Annotated in this window: 22 protein-coding genes and 1 riboswitch; of the genes, 16 read left to right on the top strand and 6 right to left on the bottom strand. The window is 62.2% G+C overall.

Going from position 1 to position 23,655, the window contains the following annotated elements:
• Positions 1-69: 69 nt before the first annotated feature.
• The 8 genes from HMPREF3120_RS09495 (at position 70) to HMPREF3120_RS09530 (ending at position 8,706) form a co-directional block, all read left to right on the top strand.
• Positions 70-1,647 carry a peptide ABC transporter substrate-binding protein gene (locus HMPREF3120_RS09495; protein WP_070452691.1) on the top strand — a complete coding sequence of 526 codons (1,578 nt, stop codon included), beginning with the start codon at positions 70-72 and terminating at the stop codon, positions 1,645-1,647.
• A 120-nt stretch (positions 1,648-1,767) separates the two neighbouring features.
• Positions 1,768-2,694, top strand: a complete 927-nt coding sequence (locus HMPREF3120_RS09500) for an ABC transporter permease (protein ID WP_070452694.1) — start codon at positions 1,768-1,770, stop codon at positions 2,692-2,694.
• A gap of 19 nt (positions 2,695-2,713) precedes the next feature.
• Entirely contained in the window at positions 2,714-3,682 is a 969-nt protein-coding gene (locus HMPREF3120_RS09505; protein ID WP_070452697.1) for an ABC transporter permease, read from the top strand.
• Positions 3,679-5,364 (top strand): ABC transporter ATP-binding protein, encoded by a 1,686-nt coding sequence (locus tag HMPREF3120_RS09510; protein WP_070452700.1) that lies wholly within the window; start codon positions 3,679-3,681, stop codon positions 5,362-5,364. Before HMPREF3120_RS09505 ends, HMPREF3120_RS09510 begins: the two co-directional genes overlap by 4 nt.
• A 90-nt stretch (positions 5,365-5,454) precedes the next feature.
• Positions 5,455-5,558: riboswitch (TPP riboswitch) on the top strand.
• Complete coding sequence (locus HMPREF3120_RS09515) at positions 5,550-6,152, top strand: ECF transporter S component (protein WP_070452703.1); 603 nt, start codon at positions 5,550-5,552, stop codon at positions 6,150-6,152. Its footprint overlaps the riboswitch before it by 9 nt.
• Positions 6,153-7,481: an ABC transporter ATP-binding protein gene (locus HMPREF3120_RS09520; RefSeq protein ID WP_070452706.1), complete on the top strand. Its 1,329-nt coding sequence runs from the start codon at positions 6,153-6,155 to the stop codon at positions 7,479-7,481.
• 2 nt (positions 7,482-7,483) lie between these two features.
• Entirely contained in the window at positions 7,484-8,245 is a 762-nt protein-coding gene (locus HMPREF3120_RS09525; RefSeq protein ID WP_070452709.1) for an energy-coupling factor transporter transmembrane component T family protein, read from the top strand.
• Positions 8,242-8,706: a nucleoside/nucleotide kinase family protein gene (locus HMPREF3120_RS09530; protein ID WP_070452712.1), complete on the top strand. Its 465-nt coding sequence runs from the start codon at positions 8,242-8,244 to the stop codon at positions 8,704-8,706. The genes HMPREF3120_RS09525 and HMPREF3120_RS09530 overlap by 4 nt, the downstream gene beginning before the upstream one ends.
• Here the strand turns inward: HMPREF3120_RS09530 and HMPREF3120_RS09535 are convergent.
• From HMPREF3120_RS09535 to HMPREF3120_RS09560, 6 genes are all read right to left on the bottom strand, one after another.
• The gene (locus HMPREF3120_RS09535; RefSeq protein ID WP_070452715.1) at positions 8,696-10,618 is read right to left on the bottom strand and encodes an ABC transporter ATP-binding protein; all 1,923 of its coding nucleotides are present in this window, start codon (positions 10,616-10,618) and stop codon (positions 8,696-8,698) included. The genes HMPREF3120_RS09530 and HMPREF3120_RS09535 overlap by 11 nt on opposite strands.
• Positions 10,615-11,604: an ABC transporter permease gene (locus tag HMPREF3120_RS09540; protein ID WP_141739421.1), complete on the bottom strand. Its 990-nt coding sequence runs from the start codon at positions 11,602-11,604 to the stop codon at positions 10,615-10,617. Before HMPREF3120_RS09540 ends, HMPREF3120_RS09535 begins: the two co-directional genes overlap by 4 nt.
• A 103-nt stretch (positions 11,605-11,707) precedes the next feature.
• On the bottom strand, positions 11,708-12,691 hold the full coding sequence (locus tag HMPREF3120_RS09545) for an ABC transporter permease (protein ID WP_070421616.1): 984 nt from the start codon (positions 12,689-12,691) through the stop codon (positions 11,708-11,710).
• A 128-nt stretch (positions 12,692-12,819) separates the two neighbouring features.
• Positions 12,820-14,523, bottom strand: a complete 1,704-nt coding sequence (locus HMPREF3120_RS09550; protein ID WP_070421615.1) for an ABC transporter family substrate-binding protein — start codon at positions 14,521-14,523, stop codon at positions 12,820-12,822.
• Positions 14,524-14,913: 390 nt separating this feature from the next.
• Entirely contained in the window at positions 14,914-15,450 is a 537-nt protein-coding gene (locus tag HMPREF3120_RS09555; protein WP_070452717.1) for a ribonuclease FAU-1 family protein, read from the bottom strand.
• Between the two features lie 3 nt (positions 15,451-15,453).
• Positions 15,454-16,071 (bottom strand): Rv1157c family protein, encoded by a 618-nt coding sequence (locus tag HMPREF3120_RS09560; protein ID WP_246815464.1) that lies wholly within the window; start codon positions 16,069-16,071, stop codon positions 15,454-15,456.
• A gap of 277 nt (positions 16,072-16,348) precedes the next feature.
• Here HMPREF3120_RS09560 and HMPREF3120_RS09565 point away from each other — a divergent pair, with 277 nt between their 5' ends.
• The 8 genes from HMPREF3120_RS09565 (at position 16,349) to HMPREF3120_RS09600 (ending at position 23,533) form a co-directional block, all read left to right on the top strand.
• On the top strand, positions 16,349-16,675 hold the full coding sequence (locus tag HMPREF3120_RS09565) for a hypothetical protein (RefSeq protein ID WP_070452725.1): 327 nt from the start codon (positions 16,349-16,351) through the stop codon (positions 16,673-16,675).
• A gap of 74 nt (positions 16,676-16,749) precedes the next feature.
• Entirely contained in the window at positions 16,750-18,666 is a 1,917-nt protein-coding gene (typA, locus tag HMPREF3120_RS09570; RefSeq protein WP_070452728.1) for a translational GTPase TypA, read from the top strand.
• 10 nt (positions 18,667-18,676) lie between these two features.
• Positions 18,677-20,299 (top strand): ABC transporter family substrate-binding protein, encoded by a 1,623-nt coding sequence (locus HMPREF3120_RS09575; protein WP_070452731.1) that lies wholly within the window; start codon positions 18,677-18,679, stop codon positions 20,297-20,299.
• Positions 20,296-21,171 (top strand): N-acetyl-1-D-myo-inositol-2-amino-2-deoxy-alpha-D-glucopyranoside deacetylase, encoded by an 876-nt coding sequence (gene mshB / locus HMPREF3120_RS09580; protein ID WP_070452735.1) that lies wholly within the window; start codon positions 20,296-20,298, stop codon positions 21,169-21,171. The genes HMPREF3120_RS09575 and mshB overlap by 4 nt, the downstream gene beginning before the upstream one ends.
• Positions 21,168-21,491, top strand: a complete 324-nt coding sequence (locus HMPREF3120_RS09585) for a hypothetical protein (RefSeq protein WP_070452738.1) — start codon at positions 21,168-21,170, stop codon at positions 21,489-21,491. The genes mshB and HMPREF3120_RS09585 overlap by 4 nt, the downstream gene beginning before the upstream one ends.
• A 13-nt stretch (positions 21,492-21,504) precedes the next feature.
• Positions 21,505-21,828 carry a ferredoxin gene (gene fdxA / locus HMPREF3120_RS09590; protein WP_070421608.1) on the top strand — a complete coding sequence of 108 codons (324 nt, stop codon included), beginning with the start codon at positions 21,505-21,507 and terminating at the stop codon, positions 21,826-21,828.
• Positions 21,829-21,831: 3 nt separating this feature from the next.
• Entirely contained in the window at positions 21,832-22,941 is a 1,110-nt protein-coding gene (dapC, locus tag HMPREF3120_RS09595) for a succinyldiaminopimelate transaminase (protein WP_070452741.1), read from the top strand.
• Positions 22,942-23,026: 85 nt separating this feature from the next.
• Positions 23,027-23,533 (top strand): GtrA family protein, encoded by a 507-nt coding sequence (locus HMPREF3120_RS09600; protein ID WP_070452774.1) that lies wholly within the window; start codon positions 23,027-23,029, stop codon positions 23,531-23,533.
• The last annotated feature ends 122 nt before the right edge of the window (positions 23,534-23,655 follow it).

The raw sequence follows: 23,655 nt of genomic DNA on the forward strand, positions 1-23,655 counted from the left end.
ACTCCTTAGAGCACGCTGAGTGTTTGACAGCACAACATGCGAAAACATGAAAAGACACAAGGAGTCAAGGTGCATATCAAGAAAGCAGTTGCCGCCCTCGGCGCCGGCGCACTGGCGCTCGGCCTTGCCGCATGTGGTGGCTCCGCCGACAATTCTGCCGACGGAGCTGGAAACTACGTTCTGACCAACGGTTCCGAGCCGCAGCGTCCGTTGCTGCCCGCAGATACGAATGAGACTGGCGGCGGCCGCATCGTCGATGTCCTGTACGCAGGTTTGACCTACTACGACAAGGACGGCGAAAGCCACAACGAGCTCGCAGAGTCCATCGATCTCGAGGGTGAGAAGACCTACCGTGTCACGCTGAAGGACACGAAGTGGGCCGATGGTACCCCGGTGACGGCGAAGGACTTCGTCGACGCGTGGAACTACGCAGTCGAGAACTCCCAGATGAACGCGTACTTCTTCGAGCCGATCAAGGGCTACGAGGACGGAAAGCCGCTCGAGGGCCTGGAGGTTATCGACGACAAGACCTTCACCATCGAGCTCGAGCAGCCGGAGGCTGACTTCCCGCAGCGTCTCGGCTACACGGCTTTCTCGCCGTTGCACCCGTCGGCATTCGACGACATGGAAGCCTACGGCGAGAACCCGATCTCCAACGGCCCGTACAAGCTCCTGGAGTGGAACCACAACCAGGACGCAATCGTGGTGCCGAATGAGGAGTACCAGGGCGACCGCAAGGCACAGAACGACGGCGTGAACTTCATCTTCTACGCCCAGCAGGACGCCGCGTACGCTGATCTGCTTTCCGGCAACCTCGACGTGCTCCACGCCGTGCCGGATTCGGCGCTGGCCAACTTTGAAGACGAGCTCGGTGAGCGTGCCGTGAACCAGCCGGCCGCTGCGTTCCAGTCGATCACAATTAACGAGAACGAAGAGCACTTCGGTGGCGAGGAAGGCAAGCTTCGTCGCCAGGCAATCTCGAAGGCGATCGACCGCGACGAGATCACCAAGACCATCTTCGACGACACCCGTACCCCGGCGACCGACTTCGCTGCACCGGTGATCCCGGGCCACTCCGACAACCTTGAGGGCGTCGACGTGCTCAAGTACGACCCGGAAGAGGCAAAGCGTCTGTGGGAGGCTGCCGACAAGATCAGCCCGTACACCGGCGAACTGGAGATTTCCTACAACTCCGATGGTGGTCACCAGGCATGGGTTGATGCAGTGGCCAACTCCATCCGCAACGCGCTCGGCATTGAGGCAGTGGGCAACGCCTACCCGGACTTCAAGTCGATGCTCGACGACATGGACAACGACGTGATCAAGGGCGCGTTCCGTACTGGCTGGAGCGCTGACTACCCGTCGCTGGGTAACTTCCTGATCCCGATGTACGCCACGGGCGCTTCCTCGAACTATGCGCGTTACTCCAATCCGGCTGTAGACGCACTGCTGTCCGAGGCTGCCACCGCGGAGTCCCCGGAGGCTGCTGCAGAGAAGTACAACCAGGTCCAGCAGGTGCTGTTTGAGGATCTGCCGGCAATCCCGCTGTGGTACTCCAACGTTGCAGGTGGTTACTCCGAGAGTGTTGAGAACGTTGAGTTCTCCTGGCGCTCCCTGCCGGAGCTGCATCAGATCACCAAAAACTAGGTGGTAATCTAATCAACCACGCCGAGTGACCCGTTTCGCGTTTTGCGGCGGGTCATTACTCGTCTCACACTCAAAATTGGTTTTCGTCCCCAATCACATGGAAAAGGAGAGCCCGGAACCATGCTGCGTTATATCGGGCGGCGGCTGCTCCAAATGATCCCCGTATTTTTCGGGGCCACACTGTTGCTTTACGCCCTCGTGTTCCTGATGCCGGGCGACCCCGTACAGGCGCTTGGCGGAGACCGCGGCCTGTCCGAGGCCGCACGTGCCCGCATTGAAGCGGAATACAACCTGGATAAGCCGTTTATCGTCCAGTACTTGCTCTACATCAAGGGCATTTTCATGGGTGATTTCGGTAAGACTTTCTCCGGCCAGCCGGTTGCGTCGGTTATGGCTAATGCCTTCCCGGTGACGATCAAGCTCGGCTTGATGGCGCTGGCGTTTGAGGCCGTGTTCGGCATCATCTTCGGCGTGATCGCTGGCGTGCGTCGTGGCGGTTTCTTTGACTCCACGATTCTCGTTGCGTCGCTGATTGTTATTGCTGTTCCGTCGTTCGTGATCGGCTTTGTCATGCAGTACCTCTTCGGTGTGAAGTGGGGGCTGCTGCCCGCAACGGTCGGCCGTAACGAATCGTTTGAGGCACTACTTATGCCCGCGATCGTGCTTGGTGCACTGTCGTGTGCGTACGTGATCAGGCTGACGCGTCAGTCTGTGAGCGAGAACCTCCGCGCGGACTACGTTCGCACCGCACGCGCCAAGGGGCTAAGCGACGGTACCGTGATGACCCGCCACGTCCTGCGCAACTCCATGATCCCAGTCGTGACCTTCCTCGGCGCGGATCTTGGCGCACTGATGGGCGGCGCGATTGTCACCGAAGGCATCTTCGGCATTAACGGTATCGGTGGCACGATCTACCAGTCGATCATCAAGGGTGAGCCCGCGACGGTCGTATCGATCACCACCGTTCTCGTGATTATCTACATCATTGCCAACCTCATCGTTGACCTGCTCTACGCAGTACTCGACCCAAGGATCCGCTATGACTAATTCCATTCCACAACCTGAAATGTCGGCTGATCGCACGCTGGCCAATGCTGGGGTGCTGCGCGGTCAGGAATACTTCGTCGCAGAAACCGATGAGACTGGCCTCGGCGCAGTTGATGCTGTGCCGGATGCCGGTACACCCACCAGCCAGTGGGCTGAAGCTTGGAACTACCTGCGTCGCAGGCCGCTGTTCTGGTTCTCTGCAGTATTGATCCTGCTTGCCGTCACCGTCGCTGTGTTCCCTGGTCTGTTCACCAGCGTCGATCCGCGCGAGTGCATGCTGTCGCGCTCGCTGAACGGGCCGACGGACGGGCACATCTTCGGCTTTGACCGTCAAGGCTGCGATATTTACTCGCGCATGATGTACGGTGCTCGCGCATCGGTTACGGTCGGCGTGCTGACCACACTGATCGTGACCGTGCTTGGTGGCCTCATCGGTGCGATCGCCGGTTACTTCGGCGGCATCTGGGACACACTGCTATCGCGTCTGACTGACATCTTCTTCGCGGTGCCGCTCGTGCTGGCCGCGATCGTCGTCATGTCCATGTTCCAGAACAAGCGCTCCATCTGGATGGTGGTATTCGCGCTGTCCATGTTCGGCTGGACCCAGATCGCCCGCATCACCCGCGGTGCAGTGATGGGGATTAAGAACGACGAGTTCGTCACCGCCGCCCGCGCGGTGGGGGCGAGCGACTGGAAGATCATCACCTCCCACATCCTGCCGAACGCCGCGGCGCCCGTGATCGTGTACGCCACGGTTGCGCTCGGCCAGTTCATCGTGGCCGAAGCGACCCTGTCCTTCCTGGGCATCGGTCTGCCGTCCACGGTGGTGTCGTGGGGTGGCGATATTTCGGCTGCGCAGGCGTCGCTACGCACTCAGCCGATGGTGCTGTTCTACCCGGCAATTGCGCTCGCACTGACGGTGCTGAGCTTCATCATGATGGGCGACGTTGTGCGCGACGCCCTTGATCCGAAGGCGAGGAAGCGATGACCACCGCAATCGGTAAAGACAACAAGACTGGCGCGCCCGAGCCGCTGCTTGAGGTGACCGACCTCCGCATCACGTTCGAGTCCTCCACGGGTGTGGTTGAGGCTGTGCGTGACTTCGATATGACGATCTACCCGGGCCAGAAGGTCGCAATCGTGGGCGAGTCCGGTTCGGGCAAGTCCACCTCTGCCATGGCGGTGCTCGGCCTGCTGCCTGGCACCGGCAAGGTCACTGGCGGCTCGATCAAGCTGCGCGGCGAGGAACTGACCAATCTCGATGAGAAGGGCTGGCAGAAGATTCGCGGCAACAGGATTGGTCTGGTTCCGCAGGATCCGATGTCTAACCTGAACCCGGTGTGGCGCATTGGTACCCAGGTGGAGGAGTCGCTGAAGGCGAACAACATCGTCGAAGGCTCCGAGCGCCACCAGCGCGTCATCGAGTTGCTTGAGCATGCAGGCCTGCCGGACGCGGAGCGTCGTGCGGGCCAGTTCCCGCACGAGTTCTCCGGTGGCATGCGCCAGCGCGCACTCATCGCGATGGGCTTGGCTGCGAACCCGGAGCTGCTCATTGCCGACGAGCCCACGTCTGCCCTCGATGTGACCGTGCAGAAGCGCATCCTGGACCACCTTGAGATGCTCACCCAGGAATCCCAGACCGCGCTGCTGTTTATCACCCACGACCTGGGGCTTGCAGCAGAGCGCGCTGACCACCTGCTGGTTATGCACCGCGGTCGTGTGGTTGAGCGCGGACCGAGCCTGGATATTTTGCGCAACCCGAAGCACCCGTACACCCGCAGGCTGGTTAACGCGGCTCCGTCGCTGGCAGCCGCGCGTACGCACGCTGCGCTGAAGGATGAAGACATCACGGTGGCCGAGACCAAGCCGGAGGACGTGGTCATCCGGGTGGATAACCTGGTCAAGGAGTTCGACGTCCGTGGCCAAAAGGGTGCGAAGAAGACACTGCGCGCGGTCGACGAGGTGTCCTTCGATCTTCGCCGCGGCACCACGCTTGCGCTGGTGGGTGAGTCTGGCTCCGGCAAGTCCACTGTGGCCAACATGGCGCTAAGCCTGCTTGAGCCGACCAGCGGCACCGTGTACTTCGAGGGCCGCGACATCTCGGAGTTAAACCGCAAGGAACTGTTCAAACTGCGTCGCAAGATGCAGGTGGTGTTCCAGAACCCGTACGGTTCGCTCGACCCGATGTACTCGATCTACCGCTGCATCGAGGAGCCGTTGCGCCTGCACAAGGTGGGCTCGCGTAAGGAGCGCGACGCTCGCGTGGCGGAGCTGCTGGACATGGTGCAGATGCCGAGGTCCGCGATGCGTCGCTACCCGAACGAGCTCTCTGGCGGTCAGCGTCAGCGCATCGCGATTGCACGTGCGATGGCGTTGGGCCCAGAGGTCATCGTCCTCGACGAGGCGGTCTCGGCCCTCGACGTGCTCGTGCAGGATCAGATTCTGCAGTTGCTCAAGGGCCTGCAGGATGAGATGAACCTGTCCTACCTGTTCATCACCCATGACTTGGCTGTGGTCCGCGAGACCGCAGACGACATTGTGGTGATGCGCCAGGGCAAGGTCGTGGAGCAGGGGCCGGCGGATGCGATCTTCGCCGACCCGCAGGCGGATTACACCCGCAACCTGATCGATTCCGTGCCGGGTCTCCACATCGAGTTGGGGCGCGGCTAGGAGCTATTGCTTATCGACGACGCCACCGCACCGATGCGGGACGTCGTCGATAAGCATGTCTGGGGCGTGTTGTAGCATCGCCTCCGAGAACTGAACACACACGGGTGCTGCATTCGCAGCTGAGATGCCTTCGGGCGGACCGTTGAACCTGATCCGGGTAATGCCGGCGATAGGAAGGAAAGCACATGACTGTGCCTGTTAAGAACAATTCTTGGCGTGTAATCGATATTGTCACCGCCGCCGTCCTCGGTGTGGCGTGTGGTCTGCTGTTTTGGGTGTGGAACAGCGTTGGCTACGCAGGGTTTAAGGCGCTGGATACGCTCACGCCGGGCCTTGGTGGCCTGGTCACCGGTATCTGGTTCACCGGCGGTGTGCTTGGCGGGCTGATCATCCGCAAGCCTGGCGCAGCCGTGTTCGTCGAGGTCATCGCGGCGTCGGTTTCAGCGCTGATCGGCAGCCAGTGGGGCATTGAGACGCTCTACTCGGGCCTTGCCCAAGGTCTTGGCGCAGGGTTGATCTTCCTGCTGTTCGCGTACCGCCGCTTCGACCTGCCGGTGGCAATCCTTGCCGGTGTCGGCTCTGCTGTCGGCGCGTTCATCCTCGAGCTGTTCCTGTCGGCGAACCTGGCGATGAGCCTGCAGTTCAACATCATCTACCTGACCTGTATGGTCATCTCCGGTGCGATCCTTGGCGGCGTGCTGTGCCACTACCTGGTCAAGGCACTCGCGAAGACCGGTGCGCTGGACCGCTTCGGTGCCGGCCGTGAGCGTTTCAACCAGGCTGCGTAAATGACGCTGGCGATCCGTGCTCGAGGGTTGACGTACCAGCACGCCACGCGCCCCCAACCTGCGTTTACCGGCGTTGATCTCGACGTCGAGCGCGGCGAGCGCATCCTCATCTCCGGCGACTCTGGTTCCGGCAAGTCCACGCTGCTCGCGGTCATCGCGAAACTTATCGACGACTCCGAGGACGGCAGCCGCACCGGCACCCTCGAGGTCAACGGCACGGTTGGCATGGTGCTGCAGGACCCGGAGGCGCAAACGATTTTGTCGCGTGTGGGCGACGATGTCGCTTTCGGCGCCGAAAACCTTGGCGTGCCGCGCGAGGAGATTTGGCGCCGCGTGGAGGCCTCCCTGGAGGCCGTGGGCCTGGACCTGCCGCTCGATCACCCCACATCACGCCTGTCCGGTGGACAGAAGCAACGCCTTGCACTGGCCGGGGTGTTGGCGATGGGGGCCGATATTTTGGTGCTCGACGAGCCGACGGCGAACCTCGACCCGCGTGGCCGCGACGAGGTGATCAACGCCGTCGACCGCGTCTGCACACGCAACGGCGCGACCCTGATCGTGGTGGAGCACCGCCCGAAGCACTGGTCGCACGTGGTGGACACCTACTACCGATTGGATGCGGACGGTCTTCGCCGCATTACTGAGGGGGAATTGCCGCAGCTACCCGCACTGCCGCCGGCGAAGCATGTGCCCGCAGGCACGCCGGCTGCGGTATCGACACAGAATCTGCTGACACGCTTCGGCCCGCCGCGCACGGTGCTTGCGCCTGAGGGGTTCTCCACTGTGGTCACCGGTGAAAACGGCTCGGGAAAAACTACGCTCGTGCAGGTACTTGCCGGGCTCACACCGCCGAAGCAAGGGCGGGTGGAGTACTCGGAAACTATCCGCCAGGGGCTAGCCAAGCCGTCGATTGACTGGTCCTCGGCAGATCTGGCGCAACGCATCGGGTACGTCTTCCAGGAACCGGAACACCAATTTGTCACTGCCACCGTGCGCGAGGAAATGGCGCTGTCTGGTGCGCCGCAGGAACGCATCGATGATCTGCTGCAGCGTTTGCGCCTGACCCACCTCGTCGACGCCAACCCGTTCACACTCTCTGGCGGGGAGAAACGCCGACTTTCGGTGGCAACCGCGCTGGTCAACGCTCCGAAGTTGCTTATTTTGGACGAGCCGACCTTCGGCCAGGACGATCGCACCTTCGTCGAACTCGTCGGCCTGATCCGCGAACTCACGGACAAGGGCGTCACGGTCATCTCGATTACCCACGACGAGGCGTTTATCGCATCGCTTGGAGACCACACCGAGCACATCACGGCAGGGGAGAGGTAGCCATGAACCTGCTGGCAAGCATCAATCCGGTCACCCGCATCCTTGGCCTGGCGCTACTGACCACCCCGTTGATGTTCACCGTGGACTGGGTCTCGGCCACCGTTGTGCTCGCGTTCACGCTGCTCATGGTGCCGTTGTGTGGGTTGAGCTACGGGCGGTTTTTCAAACGCGCGGTGCCGATCCTCATCGTCGCGCCCCTGGCTGGCATTCCGATGGCACTCTACGGCCAGGCGGGTGGGGAGACGTACCTGAATTGGGGTTTGATTCACGTCACGGAACTGTCTGTTTCCCTTGCCGGTGCGATGGTGCTGCGAGTGCTTGCCATCGCGCTGCCGGTGGTGCTGCTATCCGCCGACGTTGACCCGACGGATCTCGGCGACGGCCTTTCCCAAGTCCTTCGCCTGCCCGAACGCTTTGTCATCGGCACCGTTGCGGCGCTTCGTATGCTCACACTGCTTCGCGACGACCTGGACGCCATGCGCCGCTCTCGCCGCGCCCGCGGCATCGCAGACCAGGGCAAGATTAAATACTGGTTCACCTTGTCATTCGGGCTGCTGGTGATGTCGCTGCGCCGTGCCGGAAAACTCGCCACCGCAATGGAGGCCCGTGGCTTCGGTGGACCGACGAAGCGCTCCTGGGCCCGAGAATCCAAACTGCGCAGCCGCGACTGGGGCGTCATGGTTGTGTGCCTTGGCATGGCACTTGTCGCGCTTGGCATCGCGTGGCTCACAGGCGACCTGCGCCCAGTGTGGTCAGTGCGATGACATACACACTGCTCATCGATGGCCCATCTGGCTCCGGCAAGACCACCCTGGCCAACCAGATCGGGGACGCGCTCGGTATCCGGGTGGTGCACCTCGACGATTTTTACCCCGGTTGGTACGGCCTCGGAGAAGGTGCCGCGATGGTCGCCCGCGACGTGCTGCACCCTGCCAGGCCAGGGTTTTGGCGCTGGGATTGGATCAACCACGAGCGCACGAAGTGGGTGCCGCTCGACCCGGCAGAGGATCTTGTGGTGGAAGGTGTTGGGGCGGTCACGGAGTCGTCGATAAGCGCTGCCCGGGCGCGTGGAACCGTCAACACCATCCGCGTGACCGCCGACCTAAAGACACGAAAAACCCGGGCCCTGCGCAGGGACCCGGGCTACGCCCCCTGGTGGGGGATGTGGGCAGCGCAGGAAGCACGACTTCCGACGCTGCCCGTCGATGTGACGGTTAGGAGATAGCCTCCTCCGGCTTGTACACCGTACGCACGCGGGAGCGCTCCGCATCCGGATCAGGGATCGGAATCGCCGACAGCAGCGCCTTCGTGTACGGGTGCTGCGGGTTGTCGAAGACGTCGTCGGTCTCGCCGAACTCCACAAAGTCGCCCTTGTACATCACGGCCACACGATCCGACAGGTGGCGCACCACCGACAGATCGTGTGCGACGAACAGGTAGGACAAGCCAAGCTTGCGCTTGAGCGAATCCAGCAGGTTGATCACGCCGGCCTGGATGGACACGTCGAGGGCCGATACCGGCTCGTCGAGCACGATCACCGCAGGGTTCGTGGCCAACGCACGCGCCAAGCCGATGCGCTGACGCTGACCACCAGAGAAGTGGCCAGGGAAGCGGTCCAACTGCTTCTCATCCAGACCCACCGTGCGCATGAGCTCGGAGATACGGGCATCCTTGTCGCCCTCGTAGCCCAACGCATCCAACGGCTCTTGGATGATCTCCTTGACCGTCATACGCGGGTTCAGCGAGCTCATCGGATCCTGGAACACCATCTGAATATTGCGGCGTGCCTGACGACGATCCGACGCACTCATCTTCGCCGCATCCTTGCCACAGATCACGATGCGGGAATCACCCTGTGGATCCAGGCCCATGATCTCCAGCAGGGTCGTGGTCTTACCGGAACCGGACTCACCCACAATGGCCATGCACTCACCGGCGCGAACATCGAAGGAGATGTTCTTCACAGCCTCCACGGTGCCGATGCGGCGCTTCACCAGCGCGCCCTTGGTCAGTGGGAACGCACGGTAAAGGTTCTCTACCTCGAGGGTGACTTCGCGCTCCTCGCGCGGGATGCCCGCGAACTTGTTCTCCGGCAGGACAGGTGCGGGGAACAACGGCTTACCGTCGAGAGTGCCGTTTTCAATCTCATCGTGGCGCACGCACGCAACCATGTGGTTCTCGTCGCCCTTGTTCGGCACCAGCGGCGGCTCCTGCGTCAGGCAGGCCTCGGTGGCGATGGGGCAGCGGGGTGCGAACTGGCAGCGGTCGGCGACGTCGATGAGCATCGGTGGGTTGCCGTCGATAAACGTCAGTGGCTCGCTAGACGGCTGATCCACGCGCGGGGTAGAGCCCAGCAAGCCCACCGAGTACGGCATCTTCGGGTTGCCGAACAGTTGGTGGACTTCGGCGCGCTCGACCGGACGTCCGCCGTACATCACCAGCACGTCATCGGCGGTGCCTGCCACCACACCCATGTCGTGGGTAATCATGATGCAGGCAGCGCCGGTCTCACGCTGCGCCGTCTTGATCACGTCCAGAATCTGAGCCTGGATGGTCACGTCGAGGGCTGTGGTGGGCTCGTCGGCAATAAGCACCTTCGGGTTGTTCGCAATCGCAATTGCGATCACCACACGCTGACGCATGCCGCCCGAGAACTCGTGCGGGAAGGAACGCAGCCGCTTCTTCGGCTCGGGGATACCCACCAGATCGAGCAACTCTGCAGCACGGTCCATCGCCTTCGACTTAGAGATGTTCGTGTGCGCCTGGATGGCTTCCACCAACTGCGTGCCGATGTCGTACACCGGAGTCAGAGCGGACAGCGGATCCTGGAAGATCATGCCGATGCCGTTGCCACGAATCTTCGACATGGCGGCATCCGACTTGCCCAGGAGCTCCTCGCCCTCAAACATCACAGAACCGGTGACCTTGGCGTAATCCGGCAACAGGCCCATGACAGCGAGAGAGGTGACGGACTTGCCGGAACCTGATTCGCCCACGATGCCGAGGGTACGGCCTGGGAGGAGATCGAAATCCACGCCTCGCACCGCGCGGACCACACCGGCTTCCGACGGGAACGACACGTTGAGGTCGCGTACCGAAAGCACCGGGGAACCCGAGTTGTTGATGCTGGTTGTCATGCTGCAGAACCTCCAGAGTTCGAGTTCGGGTCGAGTGCGTCACGCAGACCATCGGCGATGAACGCCATGGACACGGTGAGCAAGGTCAGGACGAGGGCAGGGAAGTAGAACTGCCACGGAGCGGTCACCAGGGTTGCGGTACCAGACTGCAACAACGTACCCAGGGACACGTCCGGCAGCTTCACACCGAGGCCCAAGAACGACAGGGCGGTCTCAGACATGATCGTGGACACGATGCCCAACATCAGCTGGATAATCAGCAGCGACGCGACGTTCGGGATGATGTGGCGCACGATTGTCTTGGAGTTGGACACGCCCATGAACTTGGCGGCACGCACATAGTCGTTTTCGCGGATGGACAACGACAAGGACCAAATCACACGTGCTGAGTACATCCAGCCAAACGCGATGAGCACGACGGTGAGCACCTTCCAGTCGCCGCCCGAGCCGGATACCAGCAGGGCGATGATGAGGAACGTCGGCACAGCCAGCAGGAAGTGGATCACTGCCAGCACAATCTTCTCCAAGCTTCCGCCAAACAGGGCAGCACCTGCACCGACAATCGCGGAGATCACCGTGGTGGCAATCGATGCCGGCACAGCGATCGACAGCGAGCGTCCGAGGCCGTGCACCACCTGTGCAAACAGGTCGTTGCCGGAGTCAGTAGTGCCAAACCAGTGTTCAGCGGAGGGCGCGACGGACAGGTTCATGAAGTCCGGGTCGTCGTAGCTCCACGGCGTCATGAACTTGCCAAAGAGCGCGAGCAGTACCATCAGGAAGAAAATCACCAGGCCGACAACCGCGGCCTTGTTACGCATGAAGCGGCGCAGATAAATCTTCGACTTACGAGTCGCGCGCATCGTCTGCTGATCTTCGACGCTGTCGCCCTGCTTCGGCTGGATCGGGCGCGTTTTCTTGTCTTTACTCATCACGCCGTCGGCCTGGCGGCCGGTCTCAGAGATGGCGGTCATGTCGTTGACCGGCATTGCGGCGTGCAGCGCCAGCTCGCTCGAGGTGGCGTGGGCGCGGGGGTCACTGAGCTTGCGGGACGTACCGCGTGGTGGCTTGTTTGTCATGGCTGTGATCTCCTTAGCTCACGCGCACGCGCGGGTCGAGGGCAACAACGATGAGGTCGGCCAAGATAGCGGACACTGCGGTCATTGCGGCACCGAATGCGGCCACAACGACGACACCGTGGACGTCGTTACGCGCAATCGTTTGGATGAAGTACTGGCCCATGCCTTGCCACGCGAAGATGCGCTCCGTCATCACGGCACCGGTGAAGATGCCGGGCACCGAGAACGCCACCGAGGTAGCAACCGGAATCAGCGAGGTTCGCAGCGCGTGTTTGCGCACTGCTTGCGCCTTGGTTAGGCCCTTCGCGCGGGCGGTGCGGACGTAATCGGCGTTCAAGTTATCCAACAGCAGTGTTCTCTGCATGAAGTGATAGCCCGCATACGAAATGATCAACAGTGACAAGGTGGGGAGCACGAGGTGTTGGGCGTAGTCGACCATCTTCGGGAAGAACCCTTCAACGCCCGGGTTGGAAGCACCGGTGACGTAGAAGACGCGCTTGCCGGTCCACTCGTTGACCTTCAGACCGAACCACACCACGGCGATCGAGGCGACGACCACGTGAATGTTCATCGTGATGATCGAGATGCCCTGCCACATGCGGTCGGCGCGCTTGTACTGGCGCGACGCAGTGTACACACCGAGGGCGACACCGAGGAGGATCGACAGCAGGGTGGCAAACAGGGTCAGCTGCGCGGAGACCCAGATGCGGTAGGAGACTTGTTCATTGACGGAGTCGCCGATCGGGGATTTACCCCAGTCCCAACGCGTCAGGACGCCAGTAAGCCACGTCCACCAACGCTCGAAGATTGGTGTGTTTGGGTTCAAGTTCAACGGATCGAGCAGTGCATCGATCTGCTCTTCTGGCAGAGGTGGTCGGCGGCCAAAGTAGTTGGCGCGGGGATCGAGGAAAAAGCTGGCGAGAAAAAACGTGAGGTTGGTGGCAAGAAAAACAATCAAGCCCCAGCTCAGTGTCTTCCGGATCAGGTATCGAAACATAGTGTCTCTCAGTTCCGTGGTGGGCGGACGGGGGAGTTATTGAGAAAGATTGGAAGCCCGCCCAGCGTGGGAATGCTGGGCGGGCTCGCACTCAGTTCGTGGATTTCACGTGCGTCGAACCGTTACGGTTACTTCGCCCAGCCCACGTTCTCGATCGGGAGGATCGCAAAGGAGTTAGCACCGAAGTTTGCCAGGCCCTTCTTCACGGCGACGATGGCCGGGCCGTTGGCGTACGGCATGATGCCGTACTGAGCCAGGGCTTCCTTCTCAAGCTCGTTTGCGCGCTTGATCTGCTCGTCAGCATCCGGGAGCTGCTGCAGTTCCTCAATCTTCTTGTCCATCTCCGGGGTGCCGGTGCCGGACTTGTTCAGCTCGGAATCGGACTTGTAGATCTGGCCGAAGTACGCCACACCGAACGGGTCGGAGGAGCGGAAGCCGGACATGAACAGGTCGAAGTCGCGCTCGGAGACGACCTTGGAGAAGTCGGAGCTCGGACGCTCCTCAACCTGGACGTCGATGCCAATGTTGCGCAGCATTGCCTGCAGGGCAGTGGTGGTCGCCTGGATCATCGGGGAGTCACCCAGGGTGACGTAGCGCACGGACAGCGGGTTGGACTCGTCGTAGCCTGCTTCCTTGAGCAGCTCCTTGGCCTTCTCCGGGTCGTACTGGATGACCTCGCCGAAGTTGTCCTCGTAGCCCGGCTGGGTCTGGTACAGGTTGAACGAACCTGGCAGATCCTCGGTGTAGCCGAGGCCCTGGAAGCGGATCGCGGCGAGCTGCTCGCGGTCAACACCGCGCATGATGGCCTCGCGGACCTTGATGTCGTCCAGGCCCGGGGCGGTGGAGTTGATCGTCATCAGGTAGTTCGCCGGGTTCAGGGCGGTGCGGATCTCGATGGAGTCGCCCATCTCCTTCGCCGTTGCCAGACGGTCACGGGAAGAAACGCCGGTTGCGTCGATCTCGCCTGCGCGGAAGGCGTTCAGGGATGCCTGGTCTTCCATCTGGCGGTAGGTGATCTTGTCCAGCTTCGGCTTCTCGCCCCACCAGTTCTCGTTCGGGACGAAGGAGGCGGTGCCGCCTTCGAAGTCAACGTTCTCAACCTTGAACGGGCCAGCGCCCCACTCCGGGTTGACCTTCTTCAGGTAAGCGTTCATGAACGTGTCCGCGTCCTTGACCTGCGGCGGCACGAGGGTGCCGAAGAGGCCCTCCCACCACGGGTATGCCTGCTTGAAGGTGACAACGGCCTGCTTGTCGTCCTCGCCGCGCTCGACGGACTCGATGAGCTCGTAGCCGTCGGTGGAGTTGACCTGGACATCCGGGTTGGAGCCGTTGTTGAACTTGAAGGTGTTCTCGAAGGCGGTCCAGTCAAGCGGGGTGCCGTCGTTGTACACGGCGTCCGGGTTGATGGTGTAGGTGACCACGGTCTTGCCGTCGACGGTCTCATCCTTCACGTCGGTCAGATAAGCCGGGTTCGGGTGATAGGTGCCGTCGCCGTCGAAAAGCGTGAGCTGCGGGTTGTACTTGCTCCAGATGGTGTCCGTGTAGGACGTCATGTTCGCGTGGAACACGTTCTGCTGCTCAGCAATTTCGGTAATCGCGAGAGTGAGCTCGCCGCCATCCTGGATCTGGTCGCGCTCGAGCGGGTTGTAGTCACCGGCAGCGTTGACTTCGAGCTGTTCGCCCGAGTTGTCAGCTTCCTTGGAGTTCGCGGAGTCCTGTCCGGCCTGGTTTGCGGTGGTCTCTTCGGTTCCGCCATCCGAGGAGCAGGAGGCGAGGACGAGGGACAGGGAGGAGAGTCCGGCGAGAGCGGCGACACGGAGGCGTTTGCTCATGGTCTGGGTCCTTTCAGTGATCGTCCGTACGCAGAGAACTTTGCGACGGTTGCCCGTGTTGGGCGGTACGACGAAATGGATATTTCGACGACCCCTGCACCACGATTGGGCCCACCAAAACTTGAAGCTCAGGTGAACACGACGTAATCAGGTTGCACAAAAACTTACATGAAGTGTTAGGCAGTTCACAGCAAAACTGAAAAGTAATTTACGGCCCAGACCTGACTGGTTCACAGGAAAGGGGCAGGGAGCATTATTTCTGCACGCTGATAGGCATATGTAACTGTCTCAAGCGTTCCCCAGTTTCTGCATAAAGCGTGAATGTTATTCAGATGCAAAATGCCCCATCCGCGGTGAAGCGAATGGGGCAGAAGGTGATGTTGGCGCGCCCTACATGGCGGGGGTCAGCTCAACCGTGTCCGCCCACGTCAGTTCAATACCCAGGGCGCGCAGCCACTCCATGGCGTCGTCGCCGTGTCGGGTAATGCCTTCAACGGCGTTGAGGGTGACGTCCATAGCCTTCTCTGCTTCTTCGGCAGTGATCAAGCCTGCAGACGTCGCGGCTGCGAGTTCGTCGATATCAAGCACGTCGATCGGGTTGCCTGTCAGCGACACAATGTCGACGTACAGGTCGCGTGTGCGCCAGATATCGCCATCAACGTCAATGTCGGCGATGTCGAAGTAGAAGTCCTGATCGCGCTCTGCGCCCTCGCGGTAGTGGAAGATGTTTACCCGCAGGCCGAGTTCCGGCAGCAGCCAGCTTTCTAGGTAGCCGAACTCGGGGTGATTCGCCCCGCGTGCCATGTAGAGGCCAAAGTCGGTGACCTGGTACGTGTCTACCTCGCGCAGGAATCCCTTTGGGTCCGTGTTGATGTTCGCGGACGTGTCAAAGGTCTCTTGCTTTACCGGGTGTAGGTCGACGGTCATCGGTTACCTCACGTTGATCGAAGCGGCGGTCGGGGCAAATGCGCAGGTCTTGTCGGTGGTGCGTACTGCACCGTCGACGACTGCGAGGACGCGGCCCTTGCCTGTGTTTGCGGTGGCGGACAGGGTGGACGGTCCTGTTGGGTTTATCCCGTTGTTATCTAAAGGTGTTACGCCGGTGCGAAAAGTGTTGAGGTTAACCCAGTACACCTTCATGAGCCCCTGGTCCTTGGCGGCGGCCGGGGTGCCCAGTGCGGTGAACACAAACGTGGTCTGTCCCGCGCCTGCGCCTGGCGCTGGTGTTTTGGTCGGTCCCGGTACCGCAATTGCGGACGCGGTCGAGTGCAGCCCCTTGCCCATGCAGTGCCCGGAGACCGTCGGCCAGGCGAACTGTGTGAAGGCGGGGGCGTCCTCGGGTAGCGGAGGTCCGCCGAGCTCGCCGGTGCCAGCGAAGAAGTTCACTGCGGTGCGAAGTGCGTTGCCTACCTGTTCCGGCACCTGTGGTTGGTCCGCGAACGCGTGGACTCGGGCGACGGTCTCGGGGGTGGGGCGGCCAAGGCTATCGAGCGGGTTCGATGATTTGGCATGAGCCATTTGCGTATCGACGACGCCGGCAATCAGCATGCCGGCAGCGCAAACCGCCGCGACGGCGGAGCGTGCAAAAGATCGGGGAGTGCGCACGGCTGTCCTTTATTACATAGGGGCCACGGACATTAACTCAAGCAACATTAGTCACATAAGTAACAGCGTCAAGTGGAAACCGTTGATTTTGCAAGGAAAATTGCCGGGAAACTCCAGGCGTGCCCACAGTTACACCTGATTACGATTGTGAGCACGGGCACATTTAAGGCCTGTGAGAACGTGAGATCCGTTGTCCCCAACACTGAAAGGACTGATCGCAATGGATACCCAGACGTTCACCACCAACCTGTCACTGCAAGAGATTGAGCAGCGGCTGTCCGGACTGGACAAGTTCAACGTCAAGGACAAAACCGCCAGCGAACTGGCTGTCAACGTCGGCAGTGCACTGAAGTTCCGTCTTATCGGTGTGTATTTGAATAAGGACTACCAGGCGCCGCTGGCTATCGATGCCGCAGATAACGGCGATGGCACCACCACCGTCGAGCTCTCCGCGCGAGGGACTGAAGGTGCTGTCATTACTACTGGAACGGCCGAACAGTTTTTTAATGACGCGTTTGCAGAGCTCCGCGCCACGTTGGAGGGGTAGCGGAGAGGTGCGCTCAACTTAGCTGGGGAGTATCGTGTAACCGTTATTTCCGACAATGTAAAAGGATCTGTTGAGTGTCGCACCCTGAATTTCGCAACGTAGCCATCGTCGCCCACGTTGACCACGGCAAAACCACCCTGGTCAACGCCATGCTGGAGCAGTCCGGCGTCTTCGGCGACCACGGCGAGCACGGCGACCGCGTGATGGACTCCGGCGAGCTCGAGTCCGAGCGTGGCATCACCATTTTGGCCAAGAACACCGCCATCCGTCGCGCCGGTAAAGGCAAGGACGGTGCGGACCTGGTCATCAACGTTATCGATACCCCGGGCCACGCCGACTTCGGTGGCGAGGTCGAGCGCGGCCTGTCCATGGTTGATGGTGTCGTGCTGCTGATCGATGCTTCCGAAGGCCCGCTTCCGCAAACCCGATTCGTCCTGGGCAAGGCCCTCGAAGCGAAGAAGCCGGTCATCATCTGTGTGAACAAGACTGACCGTCCGGACGCACGTATCGACGAAGTCGTTGAGGAAGCACAGGACCTCCTGCTCGAACTTGGCGCTGGCCTGGAGGACCCGGAGGCTGCAGAGGCTGCTGAGAACCTCCTCGAGCTGCCGGTGCTGTACACCTCAGGCCGTGCAGGCCGCGCGTCCCTGGAAAACCCGGGCAACGGCAACCTGCCGGACAACGAGGACCTACAGCCGCTGTTCGACGTCATTTACGACGTCCTGCCGGAGCCGTCCGCTGAGATCGACGCTCCGTTCCAGGCACAGGTGACCAACCTGGACTCCTCCTCCTTCCTGGGCCGCATCGGCTTGATCCGTGTGTTCAAGGGCTCGGTAAAGAAGGGCCAGCAGGTCGCATGGGTCCACTACGACGAGGACGGCAACCAGCAGGTTAAGAACGTCAAGATCGCTGAGCTGCTCGTCACCGAGGGCCTCGACCGTGTTCCGGCTGAAGGCGGCGTTGTCGCAGGTGACATTGCCGCTGTCTCCGGTGTGGAAAACATCATGATCGGTGACACGCTGTGCGATCCGGAGCACGTCGAGCCGCTGCCGCGCATCGCCATCGACGATCCGGCAATTTCCATGACCATCGGCGTGAACACCTCGCCGATGGCTGGCCGTAACGGTGGCGACAAGCTCACCGCCCGCATGGTCAAGGCTCGTCTGGATCAGGAGCTCATCGGTAACGTCTCCATCAAGGTGCTGCCGACCGAGCGTCCGGACGCGTGGGAGGTTCAGGGCCGTGGCGAGATGGCGCTGACCGTGCTGATTGAGACGATGCGTCGCGAAGGCTTCGAGCTCACCGTTGGCAAGCCGCAGGTAGTGACCAAGGAGATCGACGGCAAGACCTACGAGCCGTACGACCACATGATCATCGACGTCCCGTCGGAGCACCAGGGTGCTGTCACCCAGCTCATGGCAAACCGCAAGGGTCAGATGACCGCAATGTCCAACGCGGGTTCCGGCGATTGGGTCCGCATGGAGTTCGACGTCCCGTCGCGTGGCCTGATCGGTTTCCGTACGACCTTCCTCACTGAGACCCGTGGTGCCGGTATTGCCAACTCCTACTCGATCGAGCACCGTCCGTGGGCCGGCGAGATCAAGGGCCGCCCGACCGGTTCGCTCGTCGCCGACCGTTCCGGCCAGGTCACCGCGTACGCCCTGCAGCAGCTTGCAGACCGCGGCGATTTCTTCGTCGAGCCGGGTGCCGAGACCTACGAAGGCATGGTCGTTGGTGCGAACTCGCGTGACGAGGACATGGACGTCAACATCACCAAGGAAAAGAAGCTGACCAATATGCGTTCCGCCACTGCGGACGCGACTGTCACGCTGCAGAAGGCCCGCACCCTCTCCCTGGATGAGGCCATCGAGTTCTGTGACGAGGACGAATGTGTTGAGGTTGCCCCTGAGGCGATGCGTGTGCGCAAGCTCATTCTGAACGCTACCGAGCGTGGCCGTGCCCGCTCCCGTGCGAAGCAGAAGAACAGCTAGCCTGTTCTTCATGCAGCCTCCTCGATCGCGCCGCCCAGCCACCCGTGCTGCGGCGGCGCTTTCCGCGCTTTGCCTCGTCGCGTCGTGCTCGGCGAACCCGGGCCCGCCGCCGCTCGTTGAGCCGGAGTCCGCCCAAAGCGAGACATCTGGCGTATCGACGACACCTTCCGACGACAACCCGCGCCGCAGCGACCGCACCCAGGTACAAGTGGGCGTCGACCCTGTACGAGGAGGCTTTAACCCGCACCTGATTGCGGACGATTCCTCGACGGTGCGTGCCATCGCAGACCTCACCCTGCCTAGCGCATATGTGGGCACGAGCCCGAACAGGGACCTGCTGGTGGGGGTTTCAACGCTGCCGACCTCGCCCGCGGCCCAAACCGTGCGCTACGTCATCGCACCGGAGGCGCAGTGGTCTGACGGCACCCCGATTACCGGATCCGACTTTGCCTACCTGTGGCGCGGGATGGTGACCACCGCCGGCACCGTCAACCCTGCGGCCTACCGGGCAATTCAGGCGATCCGCATTTCTGGTCAAGGCGGCAAGGTCGTCGATGTGGACTTTGAGCGCCCCGTGGCTAACCGCGAGGAGCTCTTTGCCCACCTGCTGCCGTCGCACCTGTTCGCCGCTGACGCCAGCGATTTCCCGTTCGCACTGCGCAACATGGTCCCTGCGTCTGCCGGGCGTTTCCTCATGGCAGATGTCGGCCGGGCCCGCGGCACGGTAGTGCTGAATAGAAACGACAGGTTTTGGGGTACTGAGCCAGCAAGCGTGGACATTTTGACGCTGACCGCCGCGCGCGATACAACACAAACCGCCGACCAGTTGCGCTCCGGCCAGCTCGCGTTCGTCGACGTCACGCCGCAGGAAACCACGCAAGAGGTCTTTCGCCGGGTGCCTGGAGTAGAGGTGCGCGAGGGGTCGTCGTCACGCGTGCTTGGCGTCGTCATCTCCGCGACAAGCGGGCTCGACCAAGCAATGCGCGAGCAAGTGCGATCGCTTATCGACGTCCCCCTGCTCGCCCACATCGCCGCCGGCCGCAGCACCAACCTGGCCGTAGCAGAGCATGCGTTCACGCCGGGGGAGAAGGACACCGCAGCGCTACGAGCGCGCACCGTGCCCATCCGCGTCGGGGCGGATGCGATGGACCCGGCGGCGGCCGCGGCGGCGCGCACCCTTGTCGACATCCTCAACGGCGCCGGCATTCCCGCAAAACTCACCTCTACCGACGCGACGACGCTCGCCGGGCGCAGCCTGCCATCGTCGGAAGTTGACCTGGCAGTGGTGTGGCAGCGCAACTCCACGTCCATGACCACGCTTGCCAGCCGCATGGCGTGTCCGTCCAAAACTTCGCGTGCTGGCAACCTCTCCGGCCTGTGCTCCGTGGGCAACGAAGCGCTCGCCGGGCGAATCCTGGACGGGACCATGAGTGCGACCGAGGCCCGAGCAGCCGTGGCCGAAGCCGAAGAGCGCGACGCCGTGTGGGTGCCCATCCTCAACGAAACACGCATCGCAGCATCCTCCGGTGGCGTCGCCATCCCAGGCGTCTCCACCTGGCCCGGGGGTATCAGCGACGCCGCCCGCTGGCAACTGGCCGATACAGTAGGCCCGACACCGAAGGAGAAACCATGACAACGCGCGACCTCACCGGCTACCGGGTAGTGGCCGTCCACGCCCACCCTGACGACGAAGCCATCACCACCGCAGGCACCATCGCAGACCTGACCCGCCGCGGTGCTGACGTCCTCGTCGTCACCTGCACACTCGGCGAAGAAGGCGAAGTTATCGGCGAGCCGTACCAGCACCTCGTCGTCGACGAAGCCGACCAATTGGGCGGCTTCCGCATCGGCGAACTACGCGAGTCGTTGGCCGCCATCGGCGCGCGCGGCACCTTCCTCGGCGGAGCCGGCCGCTTCCGCGACTCCGGCATGGCCGGCTCGCCCGCAAGCCGCAACCCGCGCGCCTTTGTCAACTCCGGCGACGCCGCAGTAGCCGAACTCGCCGCAATCTTCGAAGCGGAGCGCCCCCACCTTGTCATCACCTACGGCCCCGACGGCGGCTACGGCCACCCGGACCACATCCGCGCCCACGAAATCACCCACACCGCCGCCGAACGCGTCGCTATCCCGCGCATCCTGTGGGCCGTGCGCCTCGCCGAAGAAACCGCAGCTCTCATGCCCGAAGCCGCCCCCGACGGCTGGCGCCTTGCCCAACCCGGCGAACTCGACGGAGTCGCCACCTCCGACATCGCCGTCTCCCTTGACGACCACGCCTACAGCGCCAAAATCACCGCCATGCGTGCCCACGCCACCCAACTCTGGATCGCCGACGGCCGCACCACCGACGTCAACCCCCACGCCGCCATCGCCCAAGGTCCCGTCGTCTACTACGCCCTGTCCAACCTGATCACCCAACCCATCCAACGCGTCGAACACTTCCAACTCGGCGCAGGCGCACCGCTTCACGACGACGCCACCCACGTCCTATCCGGAATCCCCAAATGAGCCACCCCGTCATCCGAACCGAATTTTCACGCGGTGAAGCCATCGCCGGCATCACCTGGCTCTGCGTCGGCGCGCTCGGCTCGCTCATCCTGGAAGTGGCGTACCTGAACTGGTTCTGGGTCATTATCGCCGCCGTATTTAATGCGGTGTTGACTAAAACGGCGAGGCTGTGGTCGTCGAAAAGCATGATTGTTCCGCTTGCCGTCTGGGCAGCAGCACTGTTCGCCTCCATGATCATCCTCCCTCCAACCGGGTGGACCCTCGCACTCCTTCTCACCGGAATCGCCGGAGGCGTTTGGCCACTCATCAGGGCGAAGTGACATACTGTTTCCCATGACTTACGTGATTGCTCAACCGTGCGTCGACGTCATGGACCGCGGCTGCGTCGAAGAATGCCCCGTTGACTGCATCTACGAGGGCAAGCGCATGCTCTACATCCACCCCGACGAATGCGTCGACTGCGGCGCCTGCGAACCTGCCTGCCCCGTCGAAGCCATCTTCTACGAAGACGACACCCCCGACGAGTGGAGCGAATACTACGACGCCAACGTCGGCTTCTTCGACGAACTCGGCTCGCCAGGCGGCGCCGCCAAGACCGGCCCACAGGACTTCGACCACCCCTTCGTCGCAGCACTGCCGCCGCAGAACCAGGACTAAACCGTGGCACGCACCCCACTCGGATCACAGCTGCCCGACTTCCCATGGGACACCATCGCCGACGTGCGCAAGCACGCCGCATCCCATGAGGACGGTCTGATCGACCTTTCCGTCGGCGGCCCCGTCGACCCAGTCGCCCCGTCCATCCAACTCGCACTGTCCGAAGCTGCCGCAACGCCCGGCTACCCGCAAACCGCGGGTACGCCGGAACTGCGCGAAACGATCGTGGCCTCCCACGCCCGCCGCTTCGGCATTGCAGGATTGACCGAACGCTCCGTGCTGCCCGTGATCGGGCTCAAAGAAGCCGTCGCGTGGCTGCCCACATTGTTGGGCCTGCGCGGCGAGAAAGTTGTGATCCCCGAGGTCGCGTACCCCACCTACGAAGTCGGCGCGCTGATGGCAGGCTGCGAAGCTATTCGTTGCGACGACCCCGCCGCCGCACCCCGCGACGCCGCCTTCGTCTTCATCAACTCACCGTCGAACCCAACTGGCGCAGTCCTTGGCGTCGAGCAGATGCGCGCCTGGGTGGAATTCTCCCGCGAAACCGGCGCAATCATCGCCTCCGACGAGTGCTACCTCTACCTCGGCTGGTCCGCCGAACCGGTATCCATCCTGCACCCGTCCGTCACCGACGGCGACAACACTGGCCTGCTCGCCCTGCACTCGCTGTCCAAGACGTCCAACCTGGCGTCGTATCGCGCCGGCACCATCTCCGGCGACGAAGCCCTAGTGCAAGAACTTCTGCTTATCCGCAAGCACTCCGGCCTCATCGTGCCCGGCCCAATCCAAGCCGCCATGGTGGCCGCCCTCGGCGACGACCTGCACGAACAAATGCAGCGCTCCACCTACGCCGCGCGACGGCTTGTACTCATGAAGGCCCTCCAAAACGCAGGTCTTACTATCGACGACTCCGATGCCGGCCTCTACCTCTGGGTCCACCACGACGGCATGGATTCCCGCGAACTCCTCAACTGGTTCGCCGACCACGGCATCCTCGGCGCCCCCGGCGACTTCTACGGCCCCGCCGGCGCCCAACACGTGCGCATCTCGCTCACCGCACCCGACGAGCGCATCGAAGCGGCAGTCGCCCGCCTAGGAAACACCGTTGACTAACCCCACTCATCCGTCGCCGGCCGCCGGCGACCAGCACGCCGCCGCGCCCGAAAGCGGCAGCACTGCCGTACGCCTCGTTGCCGGGCTGCGCCAATTTTTGCGCTTCGGCATCGTCGGCGGCTCCGGCGTGCTCGTGAACTTCGTCGTGTTCTACTTGGCCAACAAAGCCCTAGAGAACGGCTTTGATCTGCACGCCAACGACGTGTTCATGCAACTCGGCTCCACCCGTTGGAACATCCGCTGGTACCACCTCATGTCCACCCTGGCGTTCCTCCTGGCCAACACGTGGAACTACCAACTCAACCGCGCCTGGACCTTCCGTGGGGTGCACGCGCGCTCCTGGATCCGCGGGTTCTTCCCCTTCTTGGCCACCGGCGCGCTCGCGTTCGCGGTGTCACTGACATGCATGACGTTGCTCATGAACCCGACGACCCCCATCGGACTCTCCGATTCACTTTTCGACGACTCCACCGGCCTGCGCACCAAATCCTACTGGGCCCAAGCCATCTCCACACTGATCGCGATGCCGGTGAACTTTGTGATCAATAAGGTCTGGACCTTCGGAAAACCGAAAACGCCAAAAACCGTCTAACCAGTGGTTTGTGGAATTTGGTGTTGGAGTTATCCACATTTTTGTGGTGGGTCTTGTGCGGTGGTTGATCGCTTCGTAGCGTTTATGCCATGGCATTTGTAGACCTTCTCGGCTTCCGGCTT

This window comes from Corynebacterium sp. HMSC11D10 (assembly GCF_001806995.1).
Lineage (GTDB): Bacteria > Actinomycetota > Actinomycetes > Mycobacteriales > Mycobacteriaceae > Corynebacterium > Corynebacterium coyleae.